Annotated in this window: 18 protein-coding genes; 8 read left to right on the forward strand and 10 right to left on the reverse strand. The window is 73.1% G+C overall.

The window, feature by feature from the left end:
* The first annotated feature begins 52 nt into the window (after positions 1-52).
* Complete coding sequence (locus tag B073_RS0136400; RefSeq protein ID WP_018542987.1) at positions 53-658, forward strand: GTP-binding protein; 606 nt, start codon at positions 53-55, stop codon at positions 656-658.
* Between the two features lie 68 nt (positions 659-726).
* Here the strand turns inward: B073_RS0136400 and B073_RS0136405 are convergent, their stop codons facing one another.
* A complete protein-coding gene (locus B073_RS0136405; protein ID WP_026248058.1) occupies positions 727-1,155 on the reverse strand; it encodes a PPOX class F420-dependent oxidoreductase in 429 nt (142 codons plus the stop codon).
* Positions 1,156-1,321: 166 nt separating this feature from the next.
* Here B073_RS0136405 and B073_RS0136410 point away from each other — a divergent pair, with 166 nt between their 5' ends.
* Both B073_RS0136410 and B073_RS0136415 read left to right on the forward strand, forming a co-directional pair.
* The gene (locus B073_RS0136410) at positions 1,322-1,741 is read left to right on the forward strand and encodes a roadblock/LC7 domain-containing protein (RefSeq protein ID WP_018542989.1); all 420 of its coding nucleotides are present in this window, start codon (positions 1,322-1,324) and stop codon (positions 1,739-1,741) included.
* Between the two features lie 71 nt (positions 1,742-1,812).
* Positions 1,813-2,715 carry a DUF6397 family protein gene (locus B073_RS0136415; protein WP_234025252.1) on the forward strand — a complete coding sequence of 301 codons (903 nt, stop codon included), beginning with the start codon at positions 1,813-1,815 and terminating at the stop codon, positions 2,713-2,715.
* A 93-nt stretch (positions 2,716-2,808) separates the two neighbouring features.
* On the opposite strand, the gene B073_RS0136420 is transcribed toward B073_RS0136415, so the two are convergent.
* The 3 genes from B073_RS0136420 to B073_RS0136430 are packed head-to-tail and all read right to left on the reverse strand — an operon-like array spanning position 2,809 to position 6,534.
* Positions 2,809-3,054, reverse strand: coding sequence for a hypothetical protein (locus B073_RS0136420; RefSeq protein WP_051094404.1), 246 nt, complete (start codon positions 3,052-3,054; stop codon positions 2,809-2,811).
* A 44-nt stretch (positions 3,055-3,098) separates the two neighbouring features.
* Positions 3,099-3,968, reverse strand: coding sequence for an acyl-CoA thioesterase (locus B073_RS0136425; protein WP_018542992.1), 870 nt, complete (start codon positions 3,966-3,968; stop codon positions 3,099-3,101).
* A gap of 52 nt (positions 3,969-4,020) precedes the next feature.
* Entirely contained in the window at positions 4,021-6,534 is a 2,514-nt protein-coding gene (locus tag B073_RS0136430) for a DEAD/DEAH box helicase (RefSeq protein ID WP_026248060.1), read from the reverse strand.
* A gap of 271 nt (positions 6,535-6,805) precedes the next feature.
* Between B073_RS0136430 and B073_RS0136435 the strand changes: the two genes are divergently transcribed.
* Positions 6,806-7,597 (forward strand): metal-dependent hydrolase, encoded by a 792-nt coding sequence (locus tag B073_RS0136435; RefSeq protein ID WP_018542994.1) that lies wholly within the window; start codon positions 6,806-6,808, stop codon positions 7,595-7,597.
* Positions 7,598-8,013: 416 nt separating this feature from the next.
* Here the strand turns inward: B073_RS0136435 and B073_RS0136440 are convergent, their stop codons facing one another.
* Together B073_RS0136440 and B073_RS44980 are read right to left on the reverse strand one after the other, a co-directional pair.
* Complete coding sequence (locus B073_RS0136440) at positions 8,014-9,798, reverse strand: ABC transporter ATP-binding protein (RefSeq protein ID WP_018542995.1); 1,785 nt, start codon at positions 9,796-9,798, stop codon at positions 8,014-8,016.
* A complete protein-coding gene (locus tag B073_RS44980; protein ID WP_018542996.1) occupies positions 9,795-11,759 on the reverse strand; it encodes an ABC transporter transmembrane domain-containing protein in 1,965 nt (654 codons plus the stop codon). The genes B073_RS0136440 and B073_RS44980 overlap by 4 nt, the downstream gene beginning before the upstream one ends.
* Positions 11,760-12,078: 319 nt before the next feature.
* On the opposite strand from B073_RS44980, the gene B073_RS0136450 reads away from it, so the two are divergent.
* The gene (locus B073_RS0136450; RefSeq protein ID WP_037813941.1) at positions 12,079-12,858 is read left to right on the forward strand and encodes a transpeptidase; all 780 of its coding nucleotides are present in this window, start codon (positions 12,079-12,081) and stop codon (positions 12,856-12,858) included.
* A 203-nt stretch (positions 12,859-13,061) separates the two neighbouring features.
* Positions 13,062-14,441 carry a C4-dicarboxylate transporter DctA gene (locus tag B073_RS0136455; RefSeq protein WP_018542998.1) on the forward strand — a complete coding sequence of 460 codons (1,380 nt, stop codon included), beginning with the start codon at positions 13,062-13,064 and terminating at the stop codon, positions 14,439-14,441.
* A 105-nt stretch (positions 14,442-14,546) separates the two neighbouring features.
* Here B073_RS0136455 and B073_RS0136460 read toward each other — a convergent pair whose 3' ends face one another.
* Entirely contained in the window at positions 14,547-15,980 is a 1,434-nt protein-coding gene (locus B073_RS0136460; protein ID WP_018542999.1) for a Gfo/Idh/MocA family protein, read from the reverse strand.
* A 394-nt stretch (positions 15,981-16,374) separates the two neighbouring features.
* Here B073_RS0136460 and B073_RS0136465 point away from each other — a divergent pair, with 394 nt between their 5' ends.
* Positions 16,375-17,730, forward strand: a complete 1,356-nt coding sequence (locus tag B073_RS0136465; RefSeq protein ID WP_018543000.1) for an alpha-amylase — start codon at positions 16,375-16,377, stop codon at positions 17,728-17,730.
* A 13-nt stretch (positions 17,731-17,743) separates the two neighbouring features.
* Here the strand turns inward: B073_RS0136465 and B073_RS42365 are convergent, their stop codons facing one another.
* Both B073_RS42365 and B073_RS0136475 read right to left on the reverse strand, forming a co-directional pair.
* Entirely contained in the window at positions 17,744-20,707 is a 2,964-nt protein-coding gene (locus B073_RS42365) for an FAD-binding and (Fe-S)-binding domain-containing protein (RefSeq protein ID WP_051094380.1), read from the reverse strand.
* Positions 20,708-20,760: 53 nt separating this feature from the next.
* Entirely contained in the window at positions 20,761-21,225 is a 465-nt protein-coding gene (locus B073_RS0136475) for a MarR family winged helix-turn-helix transcriptional regulator (RefSeq protein WP_018543002.1), read from the reverse strand.
* A 136-nt stretch (positions 21,226-21,361) separates the two neighbouring features.
* Between B073_RS0136475 and B073_RS42370 the strand changes: the two genes are divergently transcribed.
* Positions 21,362-23,209: an ABC transporter ATP-binding protein gene (locus B073_RS42370; RefSeq protein ID WP_018543003.1), complete on the forward strand. Its 1,848-nt coding sequence runs from the start codon at positions 21,362-21,364 to the stop codon at positions 23,207-23,209.
* A gap of 57 nt (positions 23,210-23,266) precedes the next feature.
* On the opposite strand, the gene B073_RS0136485 is transcribed toward B073_RS42370, so the two are convergent.
* On the reverse strand, positions 23,267-24,445 hold the full coding sequence (locus tag B073_RS0136485; RefSeq protein WP_018543004.1) for a GDSL-type esterase/lipase family protein: 1,179 nt from the start codon (positions 24,443-24,445) through the stop codon (positions 23,267-23,269).
* Positions 24,446-24,576 lie beyond the last annotated feature (131 nt).

Here is a 24,576-nt window from a genome sequence, read left to right on the forward strand (position 1 = left end):
GGATCCGCACCCCCGCGCCACGCGGGACCCCGCACCCCGAAGGAGACGGCCGATGAACGCCGTACACGGGACCCCGGAGGCGATAGCCCCCGGCCCCACGCCCGAACTGGCCCTGAAGATCTTAGTCGCGGGCGGATTCGGGGCGGGCAAGACGACCCTGGTGGGCGCGGTCAGCGAGATCCGTCCGCTGCGCTCCGAGGAGCGCCTCAGCGAGGCCGGCCGGGTGGTGGACGACACCGGGGGAGTGGCCGGCAAGACCACCACCACGGTGGCGATGGACTTCGGCCGGATCACCATCAGGGCGGGGCTCTCCCTGTACCTCTTCGGCACCCCGGGCCAGGACCGCTTCTGGTTCCTGTGGGACGACCTGTCGGAGGGCGCGCTGGGCGCCGTGGTGCTGGCCGACACCCGGCGGCTCGGGGACTGCTTCACGGCCGTCGACTACTTCGAGCGACGCGCCCTCCCGTTCGTGGTGGCCGTCAACTGCTTCCCGGGCGCCGGGTCCTACGGGGCCGACGAGGTCTCCCGCGCCCTGGACCTGGATCGCGGTACGCCCGTCGTGCTGTGCGACGCGCGGGACCGCGACTCGGGCAAGGAGGTGCTGGTCCGGCTCGTCGAGCACGCGGGGCGGAGGCACTCCGGCCGGCAGGTGGGCTGAACGGCCCGGAGGACCGGGCGCCCGCCGCCCCGGGGCGCGGAACACCGAACGGCCCGCGCCCCGCCGCCTCAGTCGGCGACCCCGGCGAGCGCCACCACCTTGTCGATGCGGACCCGCACCACCAGTTCGCCCGGGACGCCGTTGCGCGCCCCGTACTCCTCCGCACGCTGCTCGCCCATGTACCGGGCCGCGATCCGGGTCGCCCAGTGCCGGACGTCCGGCAGCTCCTCGCCGAGCTCCGCCGTGCCCTGCACGACCACGAACGTGAACGGCGGCCGGTCGTCGTCGACGCACAGCGCCACCCTGCCGTCGCGGGCGAGATTGCGGCCCTTGACCGTCTCCTTGCCGGTGTTGAACACCAGCTCGTCGCCGTCCATCAGGAACCATACGGGGGCGATGTGCGGGCTGCCGTCGGCCCGCACGGTCGACAGTTTTCCGGTCCGGGTGCCCTCGGAAAGGAACGCCCGCCACTCGTCCTTCGTCATTGTGTGTGCCATGCCGCCATCCTCGCCGCCGGTGGAATCCCGGAGGCACGTGGCACGCCGGTGCGCGGAGCCGCTTGCCGAGACGGCGGAGGTGGGACAGGCTGGCACGGCGGCCCGCGACGGGCTGCGAACTGCCGTCCGGCCACATCCGCGGACGGGGACACGGGGAGGAACGGGCATGGCACTGAGCAGCGGACTCGACTGGCTGCTGGACGACCTGACCAAACGGGTGGAGAAGGTACGGCACGCCCTGGTGCTGTCCAACGACGGGCTGGTGACAAGCGCGAGCCAGGGGCTGGAGCGGGAGGACGCCGAGCATCTGGCGGCGGTCGCCTCGGGACTGCACAGCCTCGCGAAGGGATCGGGGCTCCACTTCGGGGTCGGGCGGGTGCGCCAGACCATGGTCGAGTTCGACGACGGGGTGTTGTTCGTGACGGCCGCGGGGGACGGCAGCTGTCTGTGCGTGCTGGCCGGCGCCGACTCCGACATGGGCCAGATCGCCTACGAGATGACGCTGTTGGTCAACCGCGTCGGAGAGCACCTGGGCGTCGCGGCCCGCCGGCCGGAGAGTTATCCACAGGCATCAGGCGAGCGTTGACGCGTTGTCACCGCCCGCGGCTATCGTCGTAACCGTCAGTGATCGACGATCGAGTCGCAGGGGGAAGCACCATGACGGTGACAGTGATGTGTGACGGACGGCAGACGCTCTCGACGGCGCGCGCCGCCCAGGAACTGGAGCTGCGGACCGGCGAGTTCGAACTCGCCACCCAGCTCGGAGAAGTACGGACGGTCCCGGCCGAGCCCGACCGCCGGCCGGGAAGCGCCGGGCCGCCCGCCCGGCGCCGGGTACCGGCGGAGGAGATCGCCCGGCTGCAGGCCGAGCCGGGCTTCCCGGAGAGCCTCCGGGCCCGCCTCCGCGCGGTCACCACCAACGAGGCCGCCGCGCTGATGGGCATCGGCCCCGGCCGCGCCCTGCGGCTGACCCGGGCCGGCTGCGTGGGCCCCGTCCGCTTCTATGTGAACCGCTTCGGCGCGGTGGTCTGGCTCTATCTCGCCTCGGAGATCACCGAGTTCGCCGAGCGTGAGCCGGAGCTGCTGCAGGGCAACACCCCCGCCGCGATGCGGGTGATGCTCACCAGCGGACAGGACTGGCGGGCCCGCCAGTGGCGCAGCCGCCGGGTCGCCCAGCTGATGGGGCGGACCGACGACCCGTGGGAGTCGGCCGCGGTGATCGCCGCCGTTCTCCCGCCGGAAGAACTCGCCTCGGTGGCCGAGGACCCGCTGGAGCGCGACCTGTTGCGCCGCCTCCGGCCCGTCCTCGCCTCGATGATCACTGCGACGCCGGCGGCCAGGGAGGCGTTCGAACGGGTCCTGACGGCGGAGGAGTTCGACGAGGTGCTGTGGTACCGCGTCAATCTCTCCCGGGCCCTGGAAGCCGCTCGCCGAGAGGATCCCGGCCGGGTCCGGCCACCCGCCGCCGTCCGGCCCGGCCGGCCGTCGAGCCGGGGGACGAGCCCGGGGAACGTCCCGGTCTGGACGTCGGAACCCGGGAACTTCTCCCCGCGCCCGTAGCGCCGAAGGGCTCGTTGGGCCGCGGTGGAGGGCAGTACGGGAGGAGCCGGACGGGCGAGTCACCGGTCGGCTGACGGCGGATGCCGTCCGTCGTCAGCCGCGCGGCTCCCCGGTGTCGCCGCTGTCCGCCACCACGGCCCGCGCGATGGTGGAGAGGGTCAGCGTCCGCTCCTCGCCGACGACGAGCCAGCCCTTCTCCAGCAGGGACTGCAGCAGGGGCCGGACCTCGTCGCCCAGTTCGTCCGCCAGATCGTCGTCGGTGGGCGGCATGCCCGCCCGGAGGCGGCCGGTGAGACGGCGGACGACGGTCTCCTCCGCCGCGCTGATGCTGAAGTCCATGAGGCCAGCGTAGAAGAGGGCGGCGCCTGCCGCCGAAGAGCCCGTCACCCGTCGAGCCGGCGGAACAGCCCCTCCTGCACGACGGACACCAGCAGCCGCCCGGCGCGGTCGTAGATACGGCCGCGGGCCAGGCCCCGGCCGCCGGTGGCGACGGGGGACTCCTGGTCGTAGAGGAACCACTCGTCCGCCCGGAAGGGGCGGTGGAACCACATCGCGTGATCGAGGGAGGCCATGTCGAAACCACGCGGGCCCCACAGGGGCTCGACCGGGATGCGGACCGCGTCCAGCAGCGTCATATCGCTGGCGTACGTCAGGGCGCAGGTGTGCACCAGCGGGTCGTCGCCCAGGGGGCCGACGGCGCGCATCCAGACCGCGCTGCGCGGTTCTGCGCCCTCGATCTCGTCGGGCGTCCAGCGCAGCCGGTCGACGTACCGGATGTCGAACGGCTGCCTGCGGGCCATCCGCTCCAGCGCCTCGGGCAGTCCGCCCAGGTGCGCGCGGACCTCTTCCGAGACGTTCGGCAGCTCTTCCGGGTCGGGGACGGCCCGGCGCATCGGCAGTTGGTGTTCGAAGCCGGGTTCCGGCTTGTGGAAGGAGGCGGTCAGATTGAAGATCGTGCGTCCCTGCTGGACGGCGACGACCCGGCGGGTGGTGAAGGACCGGCCGTCGCGCACCCGCTCGACCTGGTACACGATCGGCACCCCCGGCCGGCCCGGTCGGAGGAAGTACGCGTGCAGCGAGTGGACCGGGCGGTCCCCTTCCGTGGTCCGCCCGGCGGCCACCAGCGCCTGGCCGGCGACCTGCCCGCCGAAGACCCGCTGGAGGCTCTCCTGCGGGCTGCGGCCCCGGAAGATGTTCACCTCGATCTGCTCCAGGTCCAGCAGATCGACCAGCTTCTCGGCCGGATTCGTCATGACCGGTGGTCCTCCGTCGTCTCCTTCGGCGGCCTCGGTCGAAGCCGTCGGCTCACAGCTGTCCCACGTCGGTGACCCGGATCACCGCGCGCCCCTCCTCGTCGGAGGCGGCCAGGTCCACCTCGGCCGAGATGCCCCAGTCATGGTCGCCGTTCGGGTCGGCGAAAGTCTGCCGCACGCGCCACAGTCCGTGCGCGGTGTCCTCCTCGATCCGCAGGAGCTTCGGGCCGCGGGCGTCCGGGCCGGTGCCCAGCTCCTCGTACTCGTCCCAGTAGGCGTCCATCGCGTCGCCCCAGGCGTCGGCGTCCCAGCCGGACTCGCCGTCCATCTCGCCCAGTTCCTCGACCTTGTCCAGCGCCGCGAGCTCCACCCGGCGGAACATCGCGTTGCGGACCAGCACCCGGAACGCCCGCGCGTTGGCGGTCACCGGCCGGACCTGGTCGGCCCGCTCGGCCGCCTGGTCCGCGGTCTCCTCCTCCGGGTTCGCCAGCTGCTCCCACTCGTCCAGCAGGCTGGAGTCGACCTGGCGGACCATCTCGCCCAGCCACGCCACGATGTCCTGGAAGTCCTCCGACTTCAGGTCGTCCGGCACGGTGTGGTCCAGCGCCTTGTACGCGCTGGCCAGGTAGCGCAGCACGATGCCCTCGGTGCGCGCCAGCTCGTAGAAGGAGGTGAACTCCGTGAAGGTCATGGCGCGTTCGTACATGTCGCGGATGACCGACTTCGGAGACAGCGGGTGGTCGCCGACCCACGGGTGGCTCTTGCGGTAGAGGCCGTAGGCGTGCGACAGCAGCTCGTCCAGCGGCTTGGGGTACTCGACGTCCATGAGGCGCTCCATGCGCTCCTCGTACTCGACGCCGTCGGCCTTCATCTGGGCGACCGCCTCGCCGCGCGCCTTGTTCTGCTGGGCGGCCAGGATCTGCCGGGGGTCGTCCAGCGTGGACTCCACCACCGAGACCATGTCCAGCGCGTACGACGGCGACTGCGGGTCGAGCAGGTCGAACGCGGCCAGTGCGAACGTCGACAGCGGCTGGTTGAGCGCGAAGTCCTGCTGGAGGTCGACGGTGAGGCGGACGATCCGGCCCTCCGCGTCCGGCTCCGGCAGCCGCTCGACGATCCCGCCGTCCACCAGGGAGCGGTAGATCGCGATGGCGCGGCGGATGTGCCGCAGCTGGTTCCGGCGCGGCTCGTGGTTGTCCTCCAGCAGCCGCCGCATCGCCTCGAAGGCGTTGCCCGGCCGGGCGATCACCGACAGCAGCATTGCGTGCGTCACCCGGAAACGCGAGGTCAGCGGCTCGGGGTCGGAGCCGATGAGCTTCTCGAAGGTGTTCTGGTTCCAGTTGACGAAGCCCTCCGGCGCCTTCTTGCGGACCACCTTGCGACGCTTCTTCGGGTCGTCGCCGGCCTTCGCCAGCGCCTTCTCGTTCTCGATGACGTGCTCCGGGGCCTGCGACACCACGAAGCCCGCGGTGTCGAAGCCGGCCCGTCCGGCGCGCCCGGCGATCTGGTGGAACTCCCGCGCCCGCAGGGTCCGCACCCGGCTCCCGTCGTACTTGGTCAGCGCGGTGAACAGCACCGTGCGGATGGGGACGTTGACGCCCACGCCGAGGGTGTCGGTGCCGCAGATCACCTTGAGCAGACCGGCCTGCGCCAGCTTCTCCACGAGCCGCCGGTACTTCGGCAGCATGCCCGCGTGGTGGACGCCGATGCCGTGCCGGACGAACCGGGAGAGGTTCCGCCCGAACTTGGTGGTGAACCGGAAATTGCCGATGAGCTTGGCGATCTCGTCCTTCTCGGCGCGGGTGCACATGTTGATGCTCATCAGCGCCTGCGCCCGCTCCACGGCGGCGGCCTGGGTGAAGTGCACGATGTAGACCGGCGACTGGCGGGTCTCCAGCAGCTCGGTCAGCGTCTCCGTCATCGCCGTGGTGCGGTACTCGTACGACAGCGGCACCGGCCGGGTCGCGGAGCGGACCACCGCGGTGGGCTTGCCGGTGCGCCGGGTCAGGTCCTCCTCGAAGCGCGACATGTCGCCGAGCGTCGCCGACATCAGCACGAACTGCGCCTGCGGCAGCTCCAGCAGCGGGATCTGCCAGGCCCAGCCGCGGTCCGGCTCGGCGTAGAAGTGGAACTCGTCCATCACGACCTGGCCGATGTCGGCGTACTTGCCGTCACGCAGCGCGATCGAGGCGAGCACCTCGGCGGTGCAGCAGATCACCGGGGCGTCGGAGTTGACCGAGGCGTCGCCGGTGAGCATGCCGACGTTCTCGGTGCCGAAGAGCTTGCACAGGTCGAAGAACTTCTCCGAGACCAGCGCCTTGATGGGCGCGGTGTAGAAGGTGACCTGGTCGTTGGCGAGGGCGGTGAAGTGCGCGCCGGCCGCCACCAGGCTCTTCCCGGAGCCGGTGGGGGTCGACAGGATGACGTTGGCCCCCGAGACCACTTCGATCAGCGCCTCCTCCTGGGCAGGGTAGAGCGCGATGCCCTGCTGTTCGGCCCAGCCCGAAAAGGCTTCGAAGAGGGCGTCGGGGTCGGCGGTGTTCGGCAGATGATCGATGAGGGTCACGCCCCCCATACTGCCTGCCTTCGGCCCGGATCAGGGAACCGGTGCTCCGGATGGAGATCAACCGGAGACCGGCGGCGGCCCCGGACGTCCGGCCGGCGCCCGCGTGGGGCCGGGTCCGCACCTCTCGCGCACGGCCGTGTGCGGATCGTGTTCGGTACGTCGCCCGGCCGCGCCGCGGTGGGGCACCCGCTCCGCTCCCGGAGATCATCTGACGCTACGCTGAGTCGCCGATCGGGCGTCAGAAGCGCAGAACAAGGGGTGGGGAACGACCATGATGGGACCGGCGCACTCGCTGTCCGGAGCCGCGGCCTGGCTGGGGGTGGGGGCGGCGGCCTACAGCGCCGGCTATCCGATGCCCTGGCCCGTGCTGGTCAGCGGGGCCTTGATCTGTGCCGGGGCGGCGCTCGCCCCCGACCTCGACCACAAGGCCGCCACGATCTCGCGCGCCTTCGGACCGCTCTCCCGCGGGCTGTGCGAGGTGGTCGACGCCCTCTCGCACGCCGTCTTCAAGGCGACCAAGATGCGCGGCGACTCGCACCGTTCCGGCGGCCACCGGACGCTGACCCACACCTGGCTGTGGGCGGTGCTGGTCGGCGGCGGCATGTCGCTGCTGGCCATGGCGGGCGGGCGCTGGGCGGTGCTCGGCATCCTCTTCGTGCACATGGTGCTCGCCATCGAGGGACTGCTGTGGCGGGCGGCACGGGTCTCCAGCGATGTGCTGGTGTGGCTGCTCGGCGCGGCGTCGGCGTGGATCCTGGCCCAGGTGATGGACCAGCCCGGGCAGGGCGCGAGCTGGCTGTTCGCCGAGCCGGGGCAGCAGTACCTCTGGCTCGGCCTGCCGATCATGCTGGGCGCGCTGGTGCACGACATCGGCGACGCGCTGACCGTCTCGGGCTGCCCGATCCTGTGGCCCATCCCGATAGGCCGCAAGCGCTGGTATCCGCTGGGCACGCCGAAGCCGATGCGCTTCCGGGCCGGCAGCTGGGTGGAGCTGAAGGTGCTGATGCCGGCGTTCATGCTGCTGGGCGGCATCGGCGCCCTGGGGGCGATGGGCTACATCTGAGCCCTGCGAGCTGTTCGATCCGCCTGATCCATCTGATCCGTCTGATCTGTTCGATCGGGCCGGGCCGGTGCTCCGGGCCGGCCCTGTCGCCGAGTGGCGTCCCGCGGTCCCGCGGGGCGCCACCTTTGCAGGGTCTGCAGCTTCGTCGGTATCGGCTGCGGCCCCAGCGGCCCGAGCGGCCGAGATGGTGGAGTCGTCCGCGGGCAGGCGGAGCGGTGCCGGCGCAGCGGGCCGCCGGGCGCCTTGGGCGAGTTGGGAGCCTCGGGGTGCCACCAGGCGCCGGATGCGTCGCCCGGCAGCGGCGCGCCACCTGCGGTGGTGCTGCTGCCGGGCGAGGGGACAGTGTGCCAGGGCGAGAGCGGCCGGATCGCGCCGTCGGGAAACGTCCGGTACGCGGGCGCCGCTGTCCCTGCGGGTCAGCCGTGCCAGGAGCGCCACAGTGCCGCGTAGGCGCCGCCGGTGGCGACGAGGTCGCGGTGGCTGCCCAGTTCGGTGATCCGGCCGTCCTCGACGACCGCGATGACGTCGGCGTCGTGGGCGGTGTGCAGACGGTGGGCGATGGCCACGACCGTGCGCCCGTCGAGCACCCTGCCCAGCGACCGCTCCAGGTGGCGCGCGGCGCGCGGGTCCAGGAGCGAGGTCGCCTCGTCCAGCACGAGGGTGTGCGGATCGGCCAGGACGAGGCGGGCCAGCGCGATCTGCTGGGCCTGTGCCGGCGTCAGAGCCGTGCCGCCGGAACCGACCTCGGTGTCCAGGCCGCCGGGCAGGGCGCGGGCCCAGGCGTCCGCGTCCACCGCCCCCAGCGCCGCCCAGAGTTCGGCGTCGGCGGCGTCCGTGCGGGCCAGCAGCAGGTTGTCCCGCAGGGTTCCGACGAAGACGTGGTGCTCCTGATTGACCAGCGCGACGTGTTCCCGGACGCGTTCGGCGGGCATCGCGGAGAGCTCGGCGCCGCCCAACGACACCGAGCCGGCCCGCGGTCCGTAGATGCCCGCCAGCAGCCGGCCCAGGGTGGACTTCCCGGCGCCGGACGGGCCGACCAGCGCCACCCGGCTGCCCGGGCGGACGCTCAGCGAGACCTGGCGCAGCACGTCCACGCCGGCGCGGTAGCCGAAGCTGACGTCCTCGGCGCGCACGTCCCGGCCGCCGGGGACCACCGAGGCGTCGGCGGCCTCCGGCTCGATCTCGCGCACACCGACGAGCCGGGCCAGCGACACCTGGGCCACCTGGAGCTCGTCGTACCAGCGCAGGACGAGGTTGACGGGGTCGGTGAGCATCTGCGCCAGCAGCGCGCCGGTGGTCAACTGCCCCGGGGTGAGCCAGCCGTGCAGCACGAACACCCCGCCGAGCGACACGACCGTGCCGAGGATCAGTACGTGGGTGACGTTGATGACGGGGAAGAGCACCGAGCGGAGGAAGAGGGTGTAGCGCTCCCATTGGGTCCAGGTGCGGATCCGGTGCTCCGACAGGGCGATCCGGCGGGCGCCCATGCGGTGCGCCTCGATGGTGCGGCCGGCGTCCACGGACTCGGTGAGGACGGCGGAGACCGCGGCATAGCCGGCGGCCTCGGAGCGGTAGGCGGAGGGGGCGCGCTTGAAGTACCAGCGGCAGCCGACCAGCAGCACCGGCAGCGCGACCAGCACGGAGAGCGCCAGCGGCGGTGCGGTGACGGCGAGCCCGCCGAGCAGCAGGCCGGCCCAGACGACGCCGATCGCCAGCTGCGGCACGGCCTCCCGCATCGCTTCGGCGAGCCGGTCGATGTCGGTGGTGATCCGGGACAGCAGGTCGCCGGTGCCGGCCCGCTCCAGGACACCCGGCGGCAGGGCCACCGAACGGACCAGGAAGTCCTCGCGGAGGTCCGCCAGCATCCGCTCGCCGAGCATCGCCCCGCGCAGCCGCACCATGCGGACGAACACCGTCTGGACGACCAGGGCGAGGGCGAACAGGCCCAGAGTGCGGCCGAGTCGGATCTGCCCGCCGCGGCCGGCGGACAGGTCCTCGACGAGGCCGCCGAGCAGATAGGGGCCGGCCATCGAGGCGATGACCGCGACGGCGTTGACGGTGACCAGGAGGGTGAAGTCCCGGCGGTGGCGGCGGATCAGCTCGGCGGCGTAGGCGCGCACCGTCGCCGGCGAGCCCACCGGCAGGGTGGCGGCGGTCCGGGGCGTGCCGGGATCGTGCTCCGGCGGAGCCAGGCCGATCATGCGGTCTCCTCTAGGGCGGTGCGGTCGGGGTGCGGTGCCGGCGGGCCGGGGACGGGGTCCGGCGCGCGGGTGACGACGGCGCGGTATGCGGGGTGGGTACGCAGCAGTTCGCGGTGCGGGGCCTCGCCGGCGACCTTGCCCTCCTGGAGGAAGACGACCTGGTCGGCGCGGTCCAGGAGCAGCGGGCTGGAGGTCAGGAGCACGGTCGTGCGGCCGGCCCTGATCTCCCGCAGGCCGTCGGCGACCCGGGCCTCGGTGTGCGCGTCGACGGCGCTGGTCGGCTCGTCCAGCACCAGCACATCGGGGTCGGCGACCAACGAGCGGGCCAGGGCCAGCCGTTGGCGCTGGCCGCCGGAGAGGGACCGGCCGCGTTCGGTGATGTGGGTGCGCATCGGGTCGCCGGAGTCGTCGGCGGACGCCTGGGCCAGCGCGGCCAGCACATCCCCGCACCGGGCCGCGTCGAGCGCCGCGGCCGTGGTCACGCGCCCCGAGGCCGGGACGTCGAGAAGCTCGCCGAGTGTCCCGGAGAGCAGTACCGGGTCCTTGTCCTGGACGAGGACGGCGGTCCGGGCGGTGTCGCGGGGGAGGTCGTCCAGCGGGGTGCCGCCGAGGAGGACGGAGAGCGGACGGCACGGCTCCGCCGCGCGGCCGTTCGCCCCGTGGCCGTCCGCGCCGCTTGCCGCCGGGACAGCGGCACCGTTCTCCTCGGCCGTAGCCGTAGCCGTAGCCGTAGCCGTAGCCGTAGCCGGGGCCGGGGCCTGGTCCGGTGGCGCGACCGGGTCCGTCTGCGGCGGATGTCCGCCGAGGCGTTCGGCGAGCCGGCCCGCGGCGTCCGGGTCGCCGCACACCACGGCGGTCAGCCGGCCGGCCCGGGCGGTCAGTCCGCTGACCGGGTCATGGAGGTCGCCGGACGGGGCTTGCGGGGCCGCGGGGAGCCCGTCGGGGCCGGCCGGTCGGCCGCCGGTCGGCCGGCTCAGTGCCAGTACCCGTGCCGTGCGCCCGGCCGACGGGCGGGAGAAGGACCACGCCATGGTGATCTCCTCGAAGTGGCGCAGCGGGTACAGCAGGAAGGCCACCGCGCCGTAGATGGTGACGAGTTCACCGACGGCGATCCGGCCGTCGAGGGCGAGCCGGACGCCGTGCCAGACCACGGCGATCAGCAGCAGCCCCGGCAGGGCGACCTGTATGGCGGAGATCAGCGACCACATACGGGCGCTGCGGACGGCGGCCAGGCGGACCTCCTGGGAGGCGCTGCGGTAGCGGCCGAGGAAGAGCTCCTCGCCGCCGATGCCGCGCAGCACCCGCAGCCCGGCGACGGTGTCGGAGGCCAGTTCGGTGGCCCGGCCGGCCTTCTCGCGCTGGACGTCGGCGCGTCGGGTGGCCGGCGGCAGCAGCGGGAGGACGGCCAGCGCCAGCAGGGGCGTGCCGAGGGCCACGATGAAGCCCAACTGCGGCTGGTAGACGACGAGTGCCAGGCAGACGCCGATGGAGGCCACCAGGGCCGCGCCGAAACGGGACAGCGTCTCGACGAACCATCCGATGCGCTCCAGGTCGCCGGTGCTGACGGCGACGATCTCGCCGGCCGCCACCCGCCGGGTCATCGCCCCGCCCAGTTCCGCGGTCTTGCGGGCGAGCAGCTGCTGCATCCGGGCCACCGTGACGATCCAGTTGGTCACGGCCGCGCGGTGCAGCATGACATCGCCGGCCGCGACGAGTGCGCCGAGCAGCGCCAGCAGGCCGCCCGCCAGCGCCAACCGGGCTCCGTCGCCGTCCACCGCGGCCTGCACGGCGAGGCCCACCGGCAGCGGGAACGCGGCCGTCGCGGCCATGTGGACCAGCCCCCAGAAGAGGGCCTTGGCGTGCCCGCCGAGCTGCTGCCGGCACAGCCACACGAGGAATCTGCCGCCCGTGCGGACGTCGGGGACGCCGGGGTCGGGGTGGGGAAGATCGCGAATGCGCATGATGTCCAAGGAGTCGTCGCGGCGAGTGGGGGTCGGCCGAGCGTCTCGGCGGGCCGGGGGACGAGGTGAGTCTTCGTCGGTGGTGAGAGTGATCGCACGCCGTTCGGGCAGGCCGGCATGGCCTCGCACCCGTGATGGCGGGCCCCGGCGCGAGCTGAGGCACAGCGAAGCGTGGCGTGCCGGGTGGCCCGGCTTCAAACGGTTTTCTCCGGAAAGGCGGAGAAGCCGAGGGATCTCCCACGTCCGTGGCGGACGGCGGACGGTGGGCGACGGCCCCGCGTCTGAACGGCTGTCAGGGGGTGGTGGCAGCATGGACGGTATGCGGACAGTGCGCAGTGCGGTACGGGTGGCGGCGGTGGCCGCGGCGACGGCGGCCCTCCTGGCGGGCTGCGGAGCCGGCGGCGAGGACGGCGGGAACGGCGGGCAGGGCCAGGACGGCAGGGGTGCCGAGGGCAAGGGGGCCGGCGCGCCCGAGCGCCCCGGGGGCGCGGCCCGCGCGGGCTCGGGCACCGCCCACCGCGGGGACATCCCCGAGGTCGGTCCCGCGCTCCGGTCGCGGATTCCGGCCGCCACTCGCCAGGTCGTCGCGGTCTACGGCGCGGGTCCCGATTCCCCGGAGTCGACGGTCGAGTTGTACGAGAAGGGCGCCGACGGCTGGGCCCGTAAGGGGAGTTGGCCGGCGCACAACGGCCGGCGCGGCTGGACGGTGGACCACCACGAGGGCGACCAGCGCAGCCCGGTCGGGGTCTTCGGGCTGACGGACGCGGGCGGGGTGCTGCCCGACCCCGGGGCCCGGCTGCCCTACACGCACTCGGCCGCCTTCACCCCGCCCGCCTACTGGTCGAAGAACACCCGCCACGACTTCGACTACGTGGTGGCCATCGACTACAACCGGGTCGTCGGGACGTCCCCGTTGGATCCGACGCGTCCTCAGGGGCAGTCCAAGGGCGGCGGGGTCTGGCTCCATCTGGACCACGGGAGCGGGACATCGGCCTGCGTCAGCGTGGCGAAGTCCGCGATGGCGGCGCTGCTGCGGGCGCTCGATCCGGCGCGGCACCCGGTCGTGGTGATGGGGGACCGGGCGCACCTCGCGGGCTGAATCCGCTGCTCCGGCCCCGGAGGACGGGGGACGGAAGGCGGAGCACGGGGCCGGAAGACGGGAGGCGGGCGCTCCTTGGATCAAGCTCCAAGATTTTCACGGAAGTTGCACGGCCCTCTTTCGGGAGCAACGACAACCGGCCATAGTGGCGGACCGCGGAAATCCCTTTCCGCATTTCAAAATCCGTCCATGGAGGAGTGCCCGTGCCGCACGCCACCGGAAGCCTCGCCCGGCGCGCCGGGCGGATGCTGCGTACCAGCCTGTTCGCCCAGGTGCTGCTCGCCCTGCTGCTCGGTGTCCTGGTCGGGCGCCTCTGGCCGCAGGCGGGCTCCGCGCTCCAGCCGCTCGGGGACGGCTTCGTCCGCCTCATCAAGGCGGTCATCTCGCCGCTCGTCTTCTGCGTCGTCGTCGCCGGCATCACCAAGGCCGGGGATCTCAAGTCGTTCGGCCGGATCGGCGTCAAGGCGCTGATCTGGTTCGAGGTGGCGACCAGTGCCGCCCTGGTCGTGGGCCTGCTGGCGGGCAATCTCGTCAGCCCCGGCGCCGGGATGCACATCGATCCGGCCTCCCTCGACAAGGGCGCCGTGGACGCCAGGACCGGTGGCGGAAAACTGCCCTCCGCGGCCCAGTTCATCCTGGAGGCACTCCCCAACAGCGCGGTCGGCGCGTTCGCCGAGAACTCGCTGCTCCAAGTCCTTGTCCTGGCCTGCCTGGTGGGCGCGGCGCTGCTGCACCTCGGGCAGAAGCGGGTGCCTCAGTTGCTGCCGCTGATCGAGCAGACCCAGGACGTGGTCTTCACCCTCGTCGGCTACATCATGCGGCTCGCCCCGCTCGCCGTCTTCGGGGCCACCGCCCATCTCGTCGGCCAGTACGGGCTGGGCGCGATGTCGACGTACGGCAAGCTGATCGCGGTCTGCTACGGCGTCGCGCTGGTCTTCCTCGTGCTGCTGGGGCTGGCCCTCAAGGCCGTCACCGGGCTCAGCCTGTGGAAGTTCGTCCGCTACACGCGTGAAGAGCTGCTGCTGGCGCTGGGCACCGGCTCCAGCGAGACGGTGATGCCGCGGATGATGCAGAAGCTGCGGGCGGCCGGCTGCCGGGACGACGCGGTCGGCCTGGTGCTGCCCACCGGCTACTCCTTCAACCTCGACGGCGCCTCCATCTACCTCTCCGTCGGGACGCTCTTCATCGCCCAGGCCATCGGCGTGCACCTCTCGCTCGGCCGGCAGATCACCGTCGTCCTGGTGCTGATGCTGACGAGCAAGGGCATGGCGGGCGTGCCCGGTTCGGCGTTCCTGGCGCTGTCCGCGACCGCCTCCGCGCTGGGCGTCATCCCGGCCGCCGCGGTCGCCCTGCTGCTCGGTGTCGACCGGATCATGGACTCCATGCGGGTGGTGACCAACCTGCTCGGCAACTGCGTCGCGGTCTTCGCGGTGTCCCGCTGGGAGGGGGCGCTGGACCGGGTGACGGCGAAGCAGGTGCTCGCCGGCGCCACTCCGGCCGGCCGGGCGCAGCAGCCGGCGGCCCCCGCGCCCGCCGACCGGGAGGAGCCGGACGGCGCCGCCGTCGCCCCGGGGGAGAAGTGACCCGCGCGCCGGACACGGCCCCGGGGGCGACGTGAACTCCCGTGGCCCGGTGGCGGATCGCCCGCCCCCGGGCCACGTACCGTCCGCCGGAGGCCCGCGCCCCCGTCAGGCGGCGGGTTTCTGCGAGTCCATCCCGGGCCGCGCCCTGCGCCACAGCCCCCGGGTGAAGTCCGGGATCTCCTGCGGGGCGCCCTGCGCCCTGATCGAGCGGTCGCTGAGCGGCAGCGGCGCCGACCACGTCGCCGCGTCATAGACGTCGAAGTCCGGTACCAGTCCCAGTTTCAGACACTGCGTCAGTCGGAGGACCAGCATGTAGTCCATGCCGCCGTGGCCGCCGGGCGGGTTGGCGTGCTCCTTCCACAGCCAGTGGTCCCACTCCGCGTACCTGCCGAAGTCGCCCCACTCGTCGTTGCCCTGGTCGGGCTCCAGGTAGATCCGCTCGGGGTAGTCCTCGAAGAGGCCCTTCGTCCCCGCGAGGCTGTTGATCCGGCTGTACGGGTGCGGTGTGGAGACGTCGTGCTCCAGCCGGATCACCCGCCCCTTGGCGGTCTGCAGCAGGCTGATCGTCCGGTCGCTCTCGATGTAGGACTCCTTCCAGCTGGGATCGCCGGGCGGCATGTGCTGCCTGCGGTACGCGGCCAGGCCCCGGGCCGGGGTGCCGAAGCTGGAGATCCGCACCACCCGGTCACCGCGGTTGACGTCCATGTAGTTGGCGACCGGCCCGAACCCGTGGTTGGGGTAGAGGTCGCCGCGCAGCCGGGTGTGCCACAGCCGCCGCCACGGACCCTCGTAGTACGTGGGGTCGAACATCAGCCCCCGCAGGTCGTGGATGTACGCGCCGGCGCCGTGCAGCAGTTCGCCGAAGAGGCCGGCGTGCGCCATCCGCAGCACCCGCATCTCGTTTCTGCCGTAGCAGCAGTTCTCCAGTTGCAGGCAGTGTCTGCGGGTGCGCTCGGAGAGGTCGACCAGCTCCCACAGCTGGTCCAGGCGCAGCGCCAGCGGGCATTCGGTGCCGACGTGCTTGCCGTTGAGCAGGGCGGTCCGCGCCATCTCGAAGTGCCAGTCCCAGGGCGTCGCCGCGTAGACGAAGTCGATGTCGGTGCGTCTGCAGAGGTTCTCGAAGTCGTGGTCGCCGTTGGTGTAGACGGCGGGCGCGGGCTGCCCGGCCCTGGTGACCTTCGCGGCGGCCGCGGCGACCTTGTCCTTCACCGGGTCGCAGAGGGCCACGACCCGGACGTCCGGCATCGCCAGGAAGAGGTCGATCATGCTGCCGCCGCGGTTGCCGAGGCCGATGATGCCGACGCGGACCGTACTGTGCGGCTCGAACGGTACCCCGATCATGGTCCGTCCACCGGGCTTCGGGGCCGGGGCGGCGGCCTCGGCCGGGCCGGCCGCCCCGGGTGCGGCGGCGGCCGCCGGTCCGGTGCCCAGTCCGGCGAGCCCCAGTCCGGCGCCCGCCGCGCCGGCGGTCCACAGGACCGAACGGCGGCTGGGTCCGCTCTCTTCGGGCTCCTGGTTCTGCGGTGGTGCCTCGTGCATCGGTCCTCCAAGGAAGCGGATCGTACGCGGGACAGTCGTGAACCTCGGTGAGGAACCCTGGCGGTTGGGCGGCCCGGGGCACAAGAGGGCCCATGGGACGCGTGGTTCGTGTACATGGACTTTGGTGCATCCGCTGAGGTGCCGGCCGTGGCGTCCCGCCCGGCGCCGTCAGTGTCTTTCGCAAGAGCCTGAAAAGCCTTGCCGAAAGCCTTGACGTGTCCACGCGAGAAAAGGCAGGCTCCGAAGCGGAATCCCCCCCATGGCGGCCTGGCGCGTGGCTGCTCTCGTGGGCGCGGTCCCCGTGCCCCATGACGAAGGAGCCTTCACCATGCAGCGACGCAGGAGCCGCAACCGCGCAGTGCCCGGGGAGTTGCGCCGGCGGCGCCCATCCCGGATGCGGGGCAGGACGCTGGCCGGAGCGGTGGCCGCGGCCGGCCTCGCCGCCTTCGCCCCCTGGCCCTCGCAGGCCACCCCGCCCGGCGCCCGGACCGTCACCGCCACCCTCTTCGAGTGGAAGTACGCCGACGTCGCCAAAGCCTGCACCGGTCAACTCGGCCCGGCCGGCTACGGCTACGTCGAGGTCTCGCCCGCCACCGAGCACATCCAGGGCGACCAGTGGTGGACCTCGTACCAGCCGGTCAGCTACAAGATCGCCGGCCGGCTGGGCGACCGCGACGCCTTCGCCGCCATGGTCCGCAGCTGCCACACGGCCGGCGTCAAGGTCATCGCCGACGCCGTCATCAACCACATGTCGGCCGGATCGGGCACCGGCACCGGCGGCACCCAATACACCAAGTACAACTACCCCGGCTACTACCAGAACCAGGACTTCCACGGCTGCCGCAAACCGATCTCCGACTACACCGACCGCGACGACGTCCAGAACTGCGAACTGGTCGGCCTGGCCGACCTCGACACCGGCAGCGACTACGTCCGCACCACGATCGCCACGTACCTCGACGACCTGCGGTCGCTCGGCGTGGACGGCTTCCGGATCGACGCCGCCAAGCACATCGCAGCGACCGATCTCGCCGCCGTCAAGGGCAAGATGAAGGACCCCGGCTACTGGGTGCAGGAGGTCGTCTACGGCGCAGGCGAGGCGGTCCGGCCCGACGAGTACACCGGCACCGGCGACGTCGACGAGTTCCGCTACGGCACCCACCTCAAGAGCGCCTTCCAGAGCGGCAACCTCGCCCAGCTCAAGTCCGTCGCGGACGGCAAGCTCGGCGGCGACCGGGCCCGGACGTTCGTCGACAACTGGGACACCGAGCGGAACGGCTCGACCCTGACCTACAAGGACGGCGCCGCCTACACCCTCGCCAACGTCTTCATGCTCGCCTCGCCGTACGGCTCGCCGAACGTCTACTCCGGCTACGAGTGGACCGACAAGGACGCCGGTCCGCCCGCGTCCGGTGCCGCCGGCTGGACCGACGAGCACGCCAAGCGGGAGATCACCGGGATGGTGGGGTTCCGCAACGCGGTGGGGGCGGCGGAGCTGACGAACTGGTGGGACAACGGGAGCAACGCGATCGCCTTCGGGCGGGGGGCGGCGGGGTTCGTCGCGATCAACGCCGGGGACGGGGCGGTGAGTCGGTCGTTCGCGACGTCGTTGCCGGGCGGCACGTATTGCGACGTGGTCGCGGCGGATCCGGGGGCGTGCGACGGGCACACGGTGACCGTGGGCGGGGACGGGCAGGCGCAGCTGACCGTGCCCGCGCATGGGGCCGTGGCGCTGCACATCGCTCGCTGACGCTCGCTCGTCCTCAAACGCCGGACGGGCTGGGGCTGTTGCCGGTCGGGCTGATGTCCGGGCGCGTTGCCCACTCCAGGGCCAGGAGGGCCGAGCGGTAGCCTCGGCCGTTCGTGGCGTGGTCCATGCCGATCTCGCACATGCGGTTCGCCGAGAGGTGGGCGTCGAAGGGGCGGGCGGTGACCTCGGCCGCCTCCTTCGCGGTGGCGGACTCGGTCAACTCCCGGTGGAGCAGGCCGCGGTCGCCGGCGAAGGCGCAGCAGCCCGCGTCGTCCGGGACCACCACCTCGCGGGCGCACGCCTCGGCGACCTGCCGCAGCTGATCCTCGTCGCCCAGATGCTGCATGGAGCAGGTGGGATGGAGGACGGCGGAGCCCAGGGTGCGGTGGATCTCCAGACGGGGGAGGAGGCCGGCGGCCCAGACGACGGAGTCGACGACGGTCAGTTCGGCGTGCAGGGCGCGGTTGAACGGCGTGAGGTGGGGCGCCACTTCGCGGGCCAGGCCGAGGGTGCAGGAGGAGGCGTCCACCACCAGGGGCAGCTGTCCGCCGGCCGTCCAGCCCCAGGCCGCCTCGACGATGCGGTCGGCCATCAGGCGGTTGCCCCGCTCGTAGCCCTTGGAGTGCCAGATGGTGGCGCAGCAGGTGCCGGTGACGTCCGGCGGGATCCACACCGGGCGGCCGGCCCGCCGGGCGAGCGCCACCACCGCCTCGGGGAGGGACGGGCCGCGGTGACCGGCGGGTTCGCCGAAGATCCGGTTCACACAGGCCGGGTAGTACACGGCGGCCGCGCCGGTGCGCTGCGTGGCGGGCAGCCGGCGGGCGGCGGCGCCGGGGAGCTGCGGCAACCACTCCGGCACCAGGTCGGGGCGGACGGCCCGGCGGGCGGCGCCGGTCGCCGCGGTCAGCCACCGGTCGTCGAGCCGGTCGGCGGCGGCCACCGCCAGCCGGGCCGCCCGCTCGACCGCCGCGAAGTGCCGGGCGGCGCGCTCGGCGATCCGCTCCTCGCGCGGAGAGTGCCGGCGGTGCCGGAAGTCCCGCATCAGCGCGCCGGTGTCGATGCCGACCGGGCAGGCCAGCCCACAGGTGGAGTCGCCGGCGCAGGTGTCCACCGCGGCGTAGCCGTAGGCGCCCAGCAGCGCGTCGTTGACCGCGGAGCGGGCCGGCTGGCGGAGCATCTCGCGGCGCAGCACGATGCGTTGGCGGGGAGTGGTGGTCAGGTCCTCGCTGGGGCAGGTCGGTTCGCAGAAGCCGCACTCGATGCACGGGTCGGCGACCGCCTCGACCTGCGGGATCGTCTTCAGGCCGCGCAGGTGGGCGCGCGGGTCGCGGTCGAGGAGGATCCGCGGGGCGAGGATGCCGCGGGGGTCCACGATCTCCTTGATCCGCCACATCAACGCGGTGGCGCGCGGGCCCCATTCCAGCTCCAGGAACGGGGCGATGTTGCGGCCGGTGGCGTGCTCGGCCTTCAGCGAGCCGTCGAACCGCTCGACGGTCAGCCGGCAGAAGTCGTCCATGAAGGCGGCGTAGCGGGCCACGTCGTCGGGGTCGGCGGCGTCGAAGGCGAGCAGGAAGTGCAGATTGCCGTGGGCGGCGTGGCCCGCCACCGCAGCGTCGAAGCCGTGCCGGGCCTGGAGTTCCAGCAGTGCGGTGCAGGCGTCGGCGAGCCGGGCCGGCGGGACCGCGAAGTCCTCGGTGATCAGCGTCGTGCCGGACGGCCGGGAGCCGCCGACCGCGGTGACGAACGCCTTGCGGGCCCGCCAGTAGCCGCCGCTCACCGCCGGGTCCCGGGTGAAGGCGTTGCCGACCGACGGCACCGGGGCGACCAGCTCCAGCCCGGCCAGCACCCGCGCCGCCGCCTCCTCGTACGCCCGCTGCGCGGTCTCGTCCGGCGCCCGGAACTCCACCAGCAGCGCCGCGGTCTCCCTGGGCAGTTCCGCCCAGTCGGCGGGCACCCCGGGCACGCTCACCGACGCGCGCAGGGTGTTGCCGTCCATCAGCTCCACGGCCCGCGCGCCCGCCTCGTTGAAGCGGGGGACGGCGGCGGCCGCGGCGGCCAGGGAGGGGAAGAAGAGGAGCGCGGTGGAGGTGTGCCGGTCCAGCGGCAGGGTCGTGAAGACCGTTTCGGCGATGAAGCCGAGGGTGCCCTCGGAGCCGACCATCAGCCCGCGCAGGATCTCCGCCGGCGTCCGCCCGTCGAGCAGGGCGTCCAGGCGGTAGCCGTTGGTGTTCTTGAGCGTGTACTTGGCGCGGATCCGGGCGACCAGCTCCGGGTCCGCCTCGATCTCGGCCTTCAGGGCGAGGAGTTCGGTGCAGAGCACCGGTTCGGCGCGGGCCAGCCGGGCGTCGGCGTCCGGGCGGGCGGTGTCGACGACGGTGCCGGACGGCAGGACGAAGGTCAGCGAGGCCAGTGTCCGGTAGGAGTTGCGGGTGGTGCCGGCGGTCATCCCGGAGGCGTTGTTGGCGACCACCCCGCCCACGGTGCAGGCGACGGCGCTGGCCGGGTCGGGGCCCAGCAGCCGGCCGTGCCGGGCCAGCGCCGCGTTGGCCCGTACCACGGTGGTGCCGGGCCGGATCCGGGCCCGGGCGCCGTCGTCCAGCACCTCGACGCCGGACCAGTGGCGGCGGACGTCGACGAGGATGTCCTCGCCCTGCGCCTGGCCGTTGAGGGAGGTGCCGGCGGCCCGGAAGACGACGTGGCGGCCGTGGGCGCGGGCGTAGGAGAAGACCGCGGCGACGTCCTCGGCGGTCTCGGCGACCACCACGGCCTGGGGGAGGAAGCGGTAGGGGCTGGCGTCGGAGGCGTAGCGGACCAGGTCGGTGACGGTGTGCCGCACCTTGTCCGGGCCGAGCAGGGCGAGCAGGTCGCCGCGCAGCGGCTCGGGGGTGCCGGCCGCCAGCCGCTCGGGCACCCGGTCCGGCGCGGGGCGGGTGGTGCGGGGCCGCAGGGCCTCGGGCGTGGGCTCCAGCAGGGGCACGGTCACCTCCGGTCGCCTGCGCGCCGGACGGCGCGGCAGGCCAGTGCGTCAGGTCAGTGCGGTTCACCCGGTCCGTCGACGAGGGTGGCGAGCAGACCGCCGAGCAACTCGCGCTGTGCGGCGGTCAGTGGGGCCAGGATCTCCTCCGCGGCGGCCCGGCGCGCGCCGCGCAACGCCCGCAGCGCGGACCGGCCGGTGTCGGTCAGCTCGATCCGCACCACCCGGCGGTTGGCCGGGTCGGGCACCCGGCGCACCGTGCCGTTCGCCTCCAGGGCGTCCACCAGCGTCGTCACCGCCCGGGGCACCACCTCCAGCCGCTCGGCGAGGTCGGCCATCCGGGGCGGGGCGCCGTGGCAGTGGCCGACGATCCGCAGCAGACGGGACTGCGCGGGGGTGACGGCGAGATCCAGGTGGGCCATGTGGCGCTGCTGGGCGCGGTGCATCCGGCGGGTCAGCCGCACCAGCTGCTCGGCCACGTTGGCTTCGGTGGCGCCGGCCGACGGCTCGGGGGAGGGCATGGCCCCAGAGTACAGGACAAGGCTCATTGTGAGTATAGGTAACAATGAGCTAGGCTCGGCAAAGTCCCGTCCCTCCTGCCCCTGGTTCCCACCCTCCTGCCCCCCTGGTTCCCGCCCGCCCCCCTCGAAGGAGCCCATGCGCCCCGAAGAACCGAACTGGACCCCGCCGCCCAAGGACCCGGACGCCCCCGTCCAGCTGCGGCGGATCCTCGCGCTGTTCCGTCCCTACCGCGGCCGGCTGGCCCTGGTCGGCCTGCTCGTCGCCGCCTCCTCCCTGGTCTCGGTGGCCTCCCCGTTCCTGCTCCGGGAGATCCTGGACGTCGCCATACCCGGCCGCCGCACCGGACTGCTGACCCTGCTCGCCCTCGGCATGATCGCCACCGCCGTCACCACCAGCGTCTTCGGCGTCCTGCAGACCCTGATCTCCACCACCGTCGGCCAGCGCGTCATGCACGACCTGCGCACCGCCGTCTACGCCAAGCTCCAGCGGATGCCGCTGGCGTTCTTCACCCGCACCCGCACCGGCGAGGTCCAGTCCCGGATCGCCAACGACATCGGCGGGATGCAGGCCACCGTCACCTCCACCGCCACGTCCCTGGTCTCCAACCTCACCTCGGTCACCGCCACCGTCGTCGCCATGATCGCCCTCGACTGGCGCCTGACCGTCGTCTCGCTGCTGCTGCTCCCGCTCTTCGTCTGGATCAGCCGCCGGGTCGGCAGCGAACGCAAGAAGATCACCAGCAAGCGGCAGAAGCAGATGGCGGCCATGTCCGCGATGGTCACCGAGTCCCTGTCGGTCAGCGGGGTGCTGCTCGGCCGCACCATGGGCCGCGCCGACTCGCTCACCAGCGGCTTCGCCGCCGAGTCCGAGGCCCTGGTCGACCTGGAGGTCCGCGCCAACATGGCCGGCCGCTGGCGGATGGCCACCATCGGCATCGTCATGGCCGCCATGCCCGCGCTCATCTACTGGGCGGCCGGCCTGGTCCTCCAACTCGGCGGCCCCGTCTTCTCCCTGGGCACCCTGGTCGCCTTCGTCTCCCTCCAGCAGGGCCTGCTGCGCCCCACCGTCTCCCTGCTGACCACCGGCGTCCAGATGCAGACCTCGCTCGCGCTCTTCCAGCGCATCTTCGAATACCTCGACCTGCCGGTCACCCTCACCGAACCCGCCGACCCCGTCCGCCTCCCCGCCCCGCGTGGCGAGATCCGCTTCGAGAACGTCACCTTCGGCTACGACCCGGAGGTCGCCCCCACCCTCGACGGCATCGACCTCACCGTCCCCGCCGGCACCAGCCTCGCCGTCGTCGGCGCCACCGGCAGCGGCAAGACCACCCTGAGCTACCTCGTCCCGCGCCTCTACGACGTCACCGGCGGCCGGGTCACCCTCGACGGCACCGACGTCCGCGACCTCGGCTTCGACACCCTCGCCCGGGCCGTCGGCGTGGTCTCCCAGGAGACCTACCTCTTCCACGCCTCGGTCGCCGAGAACCTCCGCTTCGCCAAGCCCGACGCGAGCGACGAGGAGCTCGAGCGCGCCGCCCGCATCGCCCAGATCCACGACCACATCGCGGCCCTCCCCGAGGGCTACGACACCGTCGTCGGCGAACGCGGCCACCGCTTCTCCGGCGGCGAGAAGCAGCGCCTGGCCCTCGCCCGCACCCTCCTGCGCGACCCGCCGGTGCTCGTCCTCGACGAGGCCACCAGCGCCCTGGACACCCGTACCGAACACGCCGTCCAGCAGGCCGTCGACGCGCTCTCCAAGGGCCGCACCACACTCACCATCGCGCACCGCCTCTCCACGGTCCGGGACGCCGACCAGATCGTCGTCCTGGACGGCGGCCGGATCGCCGAACGCGGCACCCACGAGGAACTGCTGGCCGCCGACGGCCGCTACGCCGCCCTGGTCCGCCGCGACACCCGCCCGGAGCCGGCGGCCGACCCGGCCGGTGCCGGCGACGACGGCCGCGCCCCCGGGGTCCTGGTGTGACCAGGGCCCCGGGGCGCCGCCCTCAACGGTGCGGCGAGCGCGGGGGAGCCGACGCGGTCAGAGCGCGTCCGGGTCGGTTGCCCGCGCCATCGCCCGGTAGCCCTCGTCGCCCGGGTGCTTGAAGTCCCCGCAGTCGTAGGCGGGCAGCAGCGCGTCGGGGGCGGCCGGGTCCGCCAGCGCCGCCGCGAAGTCGGCCACCGCGTCGAACGCGCCACCGGTCCGGATCCAGTCGTTGACCGCCCGGCGCTTCGCCTCCGCGGCCGGCGTGTGGTACTCCGACCCCTTGAACGGCGTGATCGTCCCGCCGACGACCCGCACCCCCGCCGCGTGCGCCTGGGCGATCAACTCCTCGTACCCGGCGATGAGTTGCTCGACGGAGTTGTCCGGGTTCGGCTTGTACGTCGGCAGGTCGACCTCGCTGAAGCCGATGTCGTTCAGGCCCACCAGGACGACCACCGACCGCACGCCCGGCTGCGCCAGCACGTCCCGGCCGAACCGCGCCCCGGCTCGCTCGCCGAAGTACGGCGCGTCGTTCAGCAGCAGATTGCCGCCGATCCCGAGGTTGAGGACCCGCAGCGGACGGCCCTCGGCGGCCAGGCGCTCGGCCAGCGCGTCCGAGTACCGCCGGTCGGCGTCGATGGCCGAGCCGAAGCCGTCGATGATCGAGTCGCCGAAGAGCACCACGGTGTCCGGCTTCACCGGGCCGCCGTCGGCCAGCTCCACCGCGGCCAGGTAGTACCACGACACCGAGGTCTCCCCGAAGACCGCCGGATCCGCCTCGCCCAACTGCTCGCCGGCGGCCCGGTAGGCGGTGGCCCACGCCTGCGCGTGGAACGTCGCCGGACCGGTCGGGCCCGCGAAGTACAGCGACACGGTCAGCGACTCCAGCGCCGCCACGGTCACCTCCGCCGCATCGCTGACGACCTCGCCGCCCGCCGGTATCCGCACCGACTCCGCGCCGTCGAAGGTCAGCGGCCGCACCGAACCCGGCGCCACCGCCGCCCCGTCACCGGCCCGGGCGATACTGGCGCCGGACACCTCCAGCGGCGCGGTCCCGTAGCGGTTGGAGAGCCGGATACGGGCCCGGGTCCCCGCCCCGGCGACCCGCACGGTCTGCCGCACCGTCTGGTCCGCGAAGCCCTCCTCGGCCCAGTTCTTGTGGAACCCCTCGCTGGGACGCTGCACGGCCGTGGCCCAACCGGACTGCCACACCGGGGAGTTGTCGTTGCGGTTCATGGGATGCTGCCTGCCTCTCGGTCATCTTGCTCGGTGGCGATGACCAGAAGTCTGCCGACGGCCGCGAGGGGTACCCAGACACCTGCGAGTGGTACGCATCCGGTGCGTACCACTGCCAGGGTCACCCTCCG

Origin of the sequence: Streptomyces sp. MspMP-M5, from assembly GCF_000373585.1 — a bacterium.
Lineage (GTDB): Bacteria > Actinomycetota > Actinomycetes > Streptomycetales > Streptomycetaceae > Streptomyces.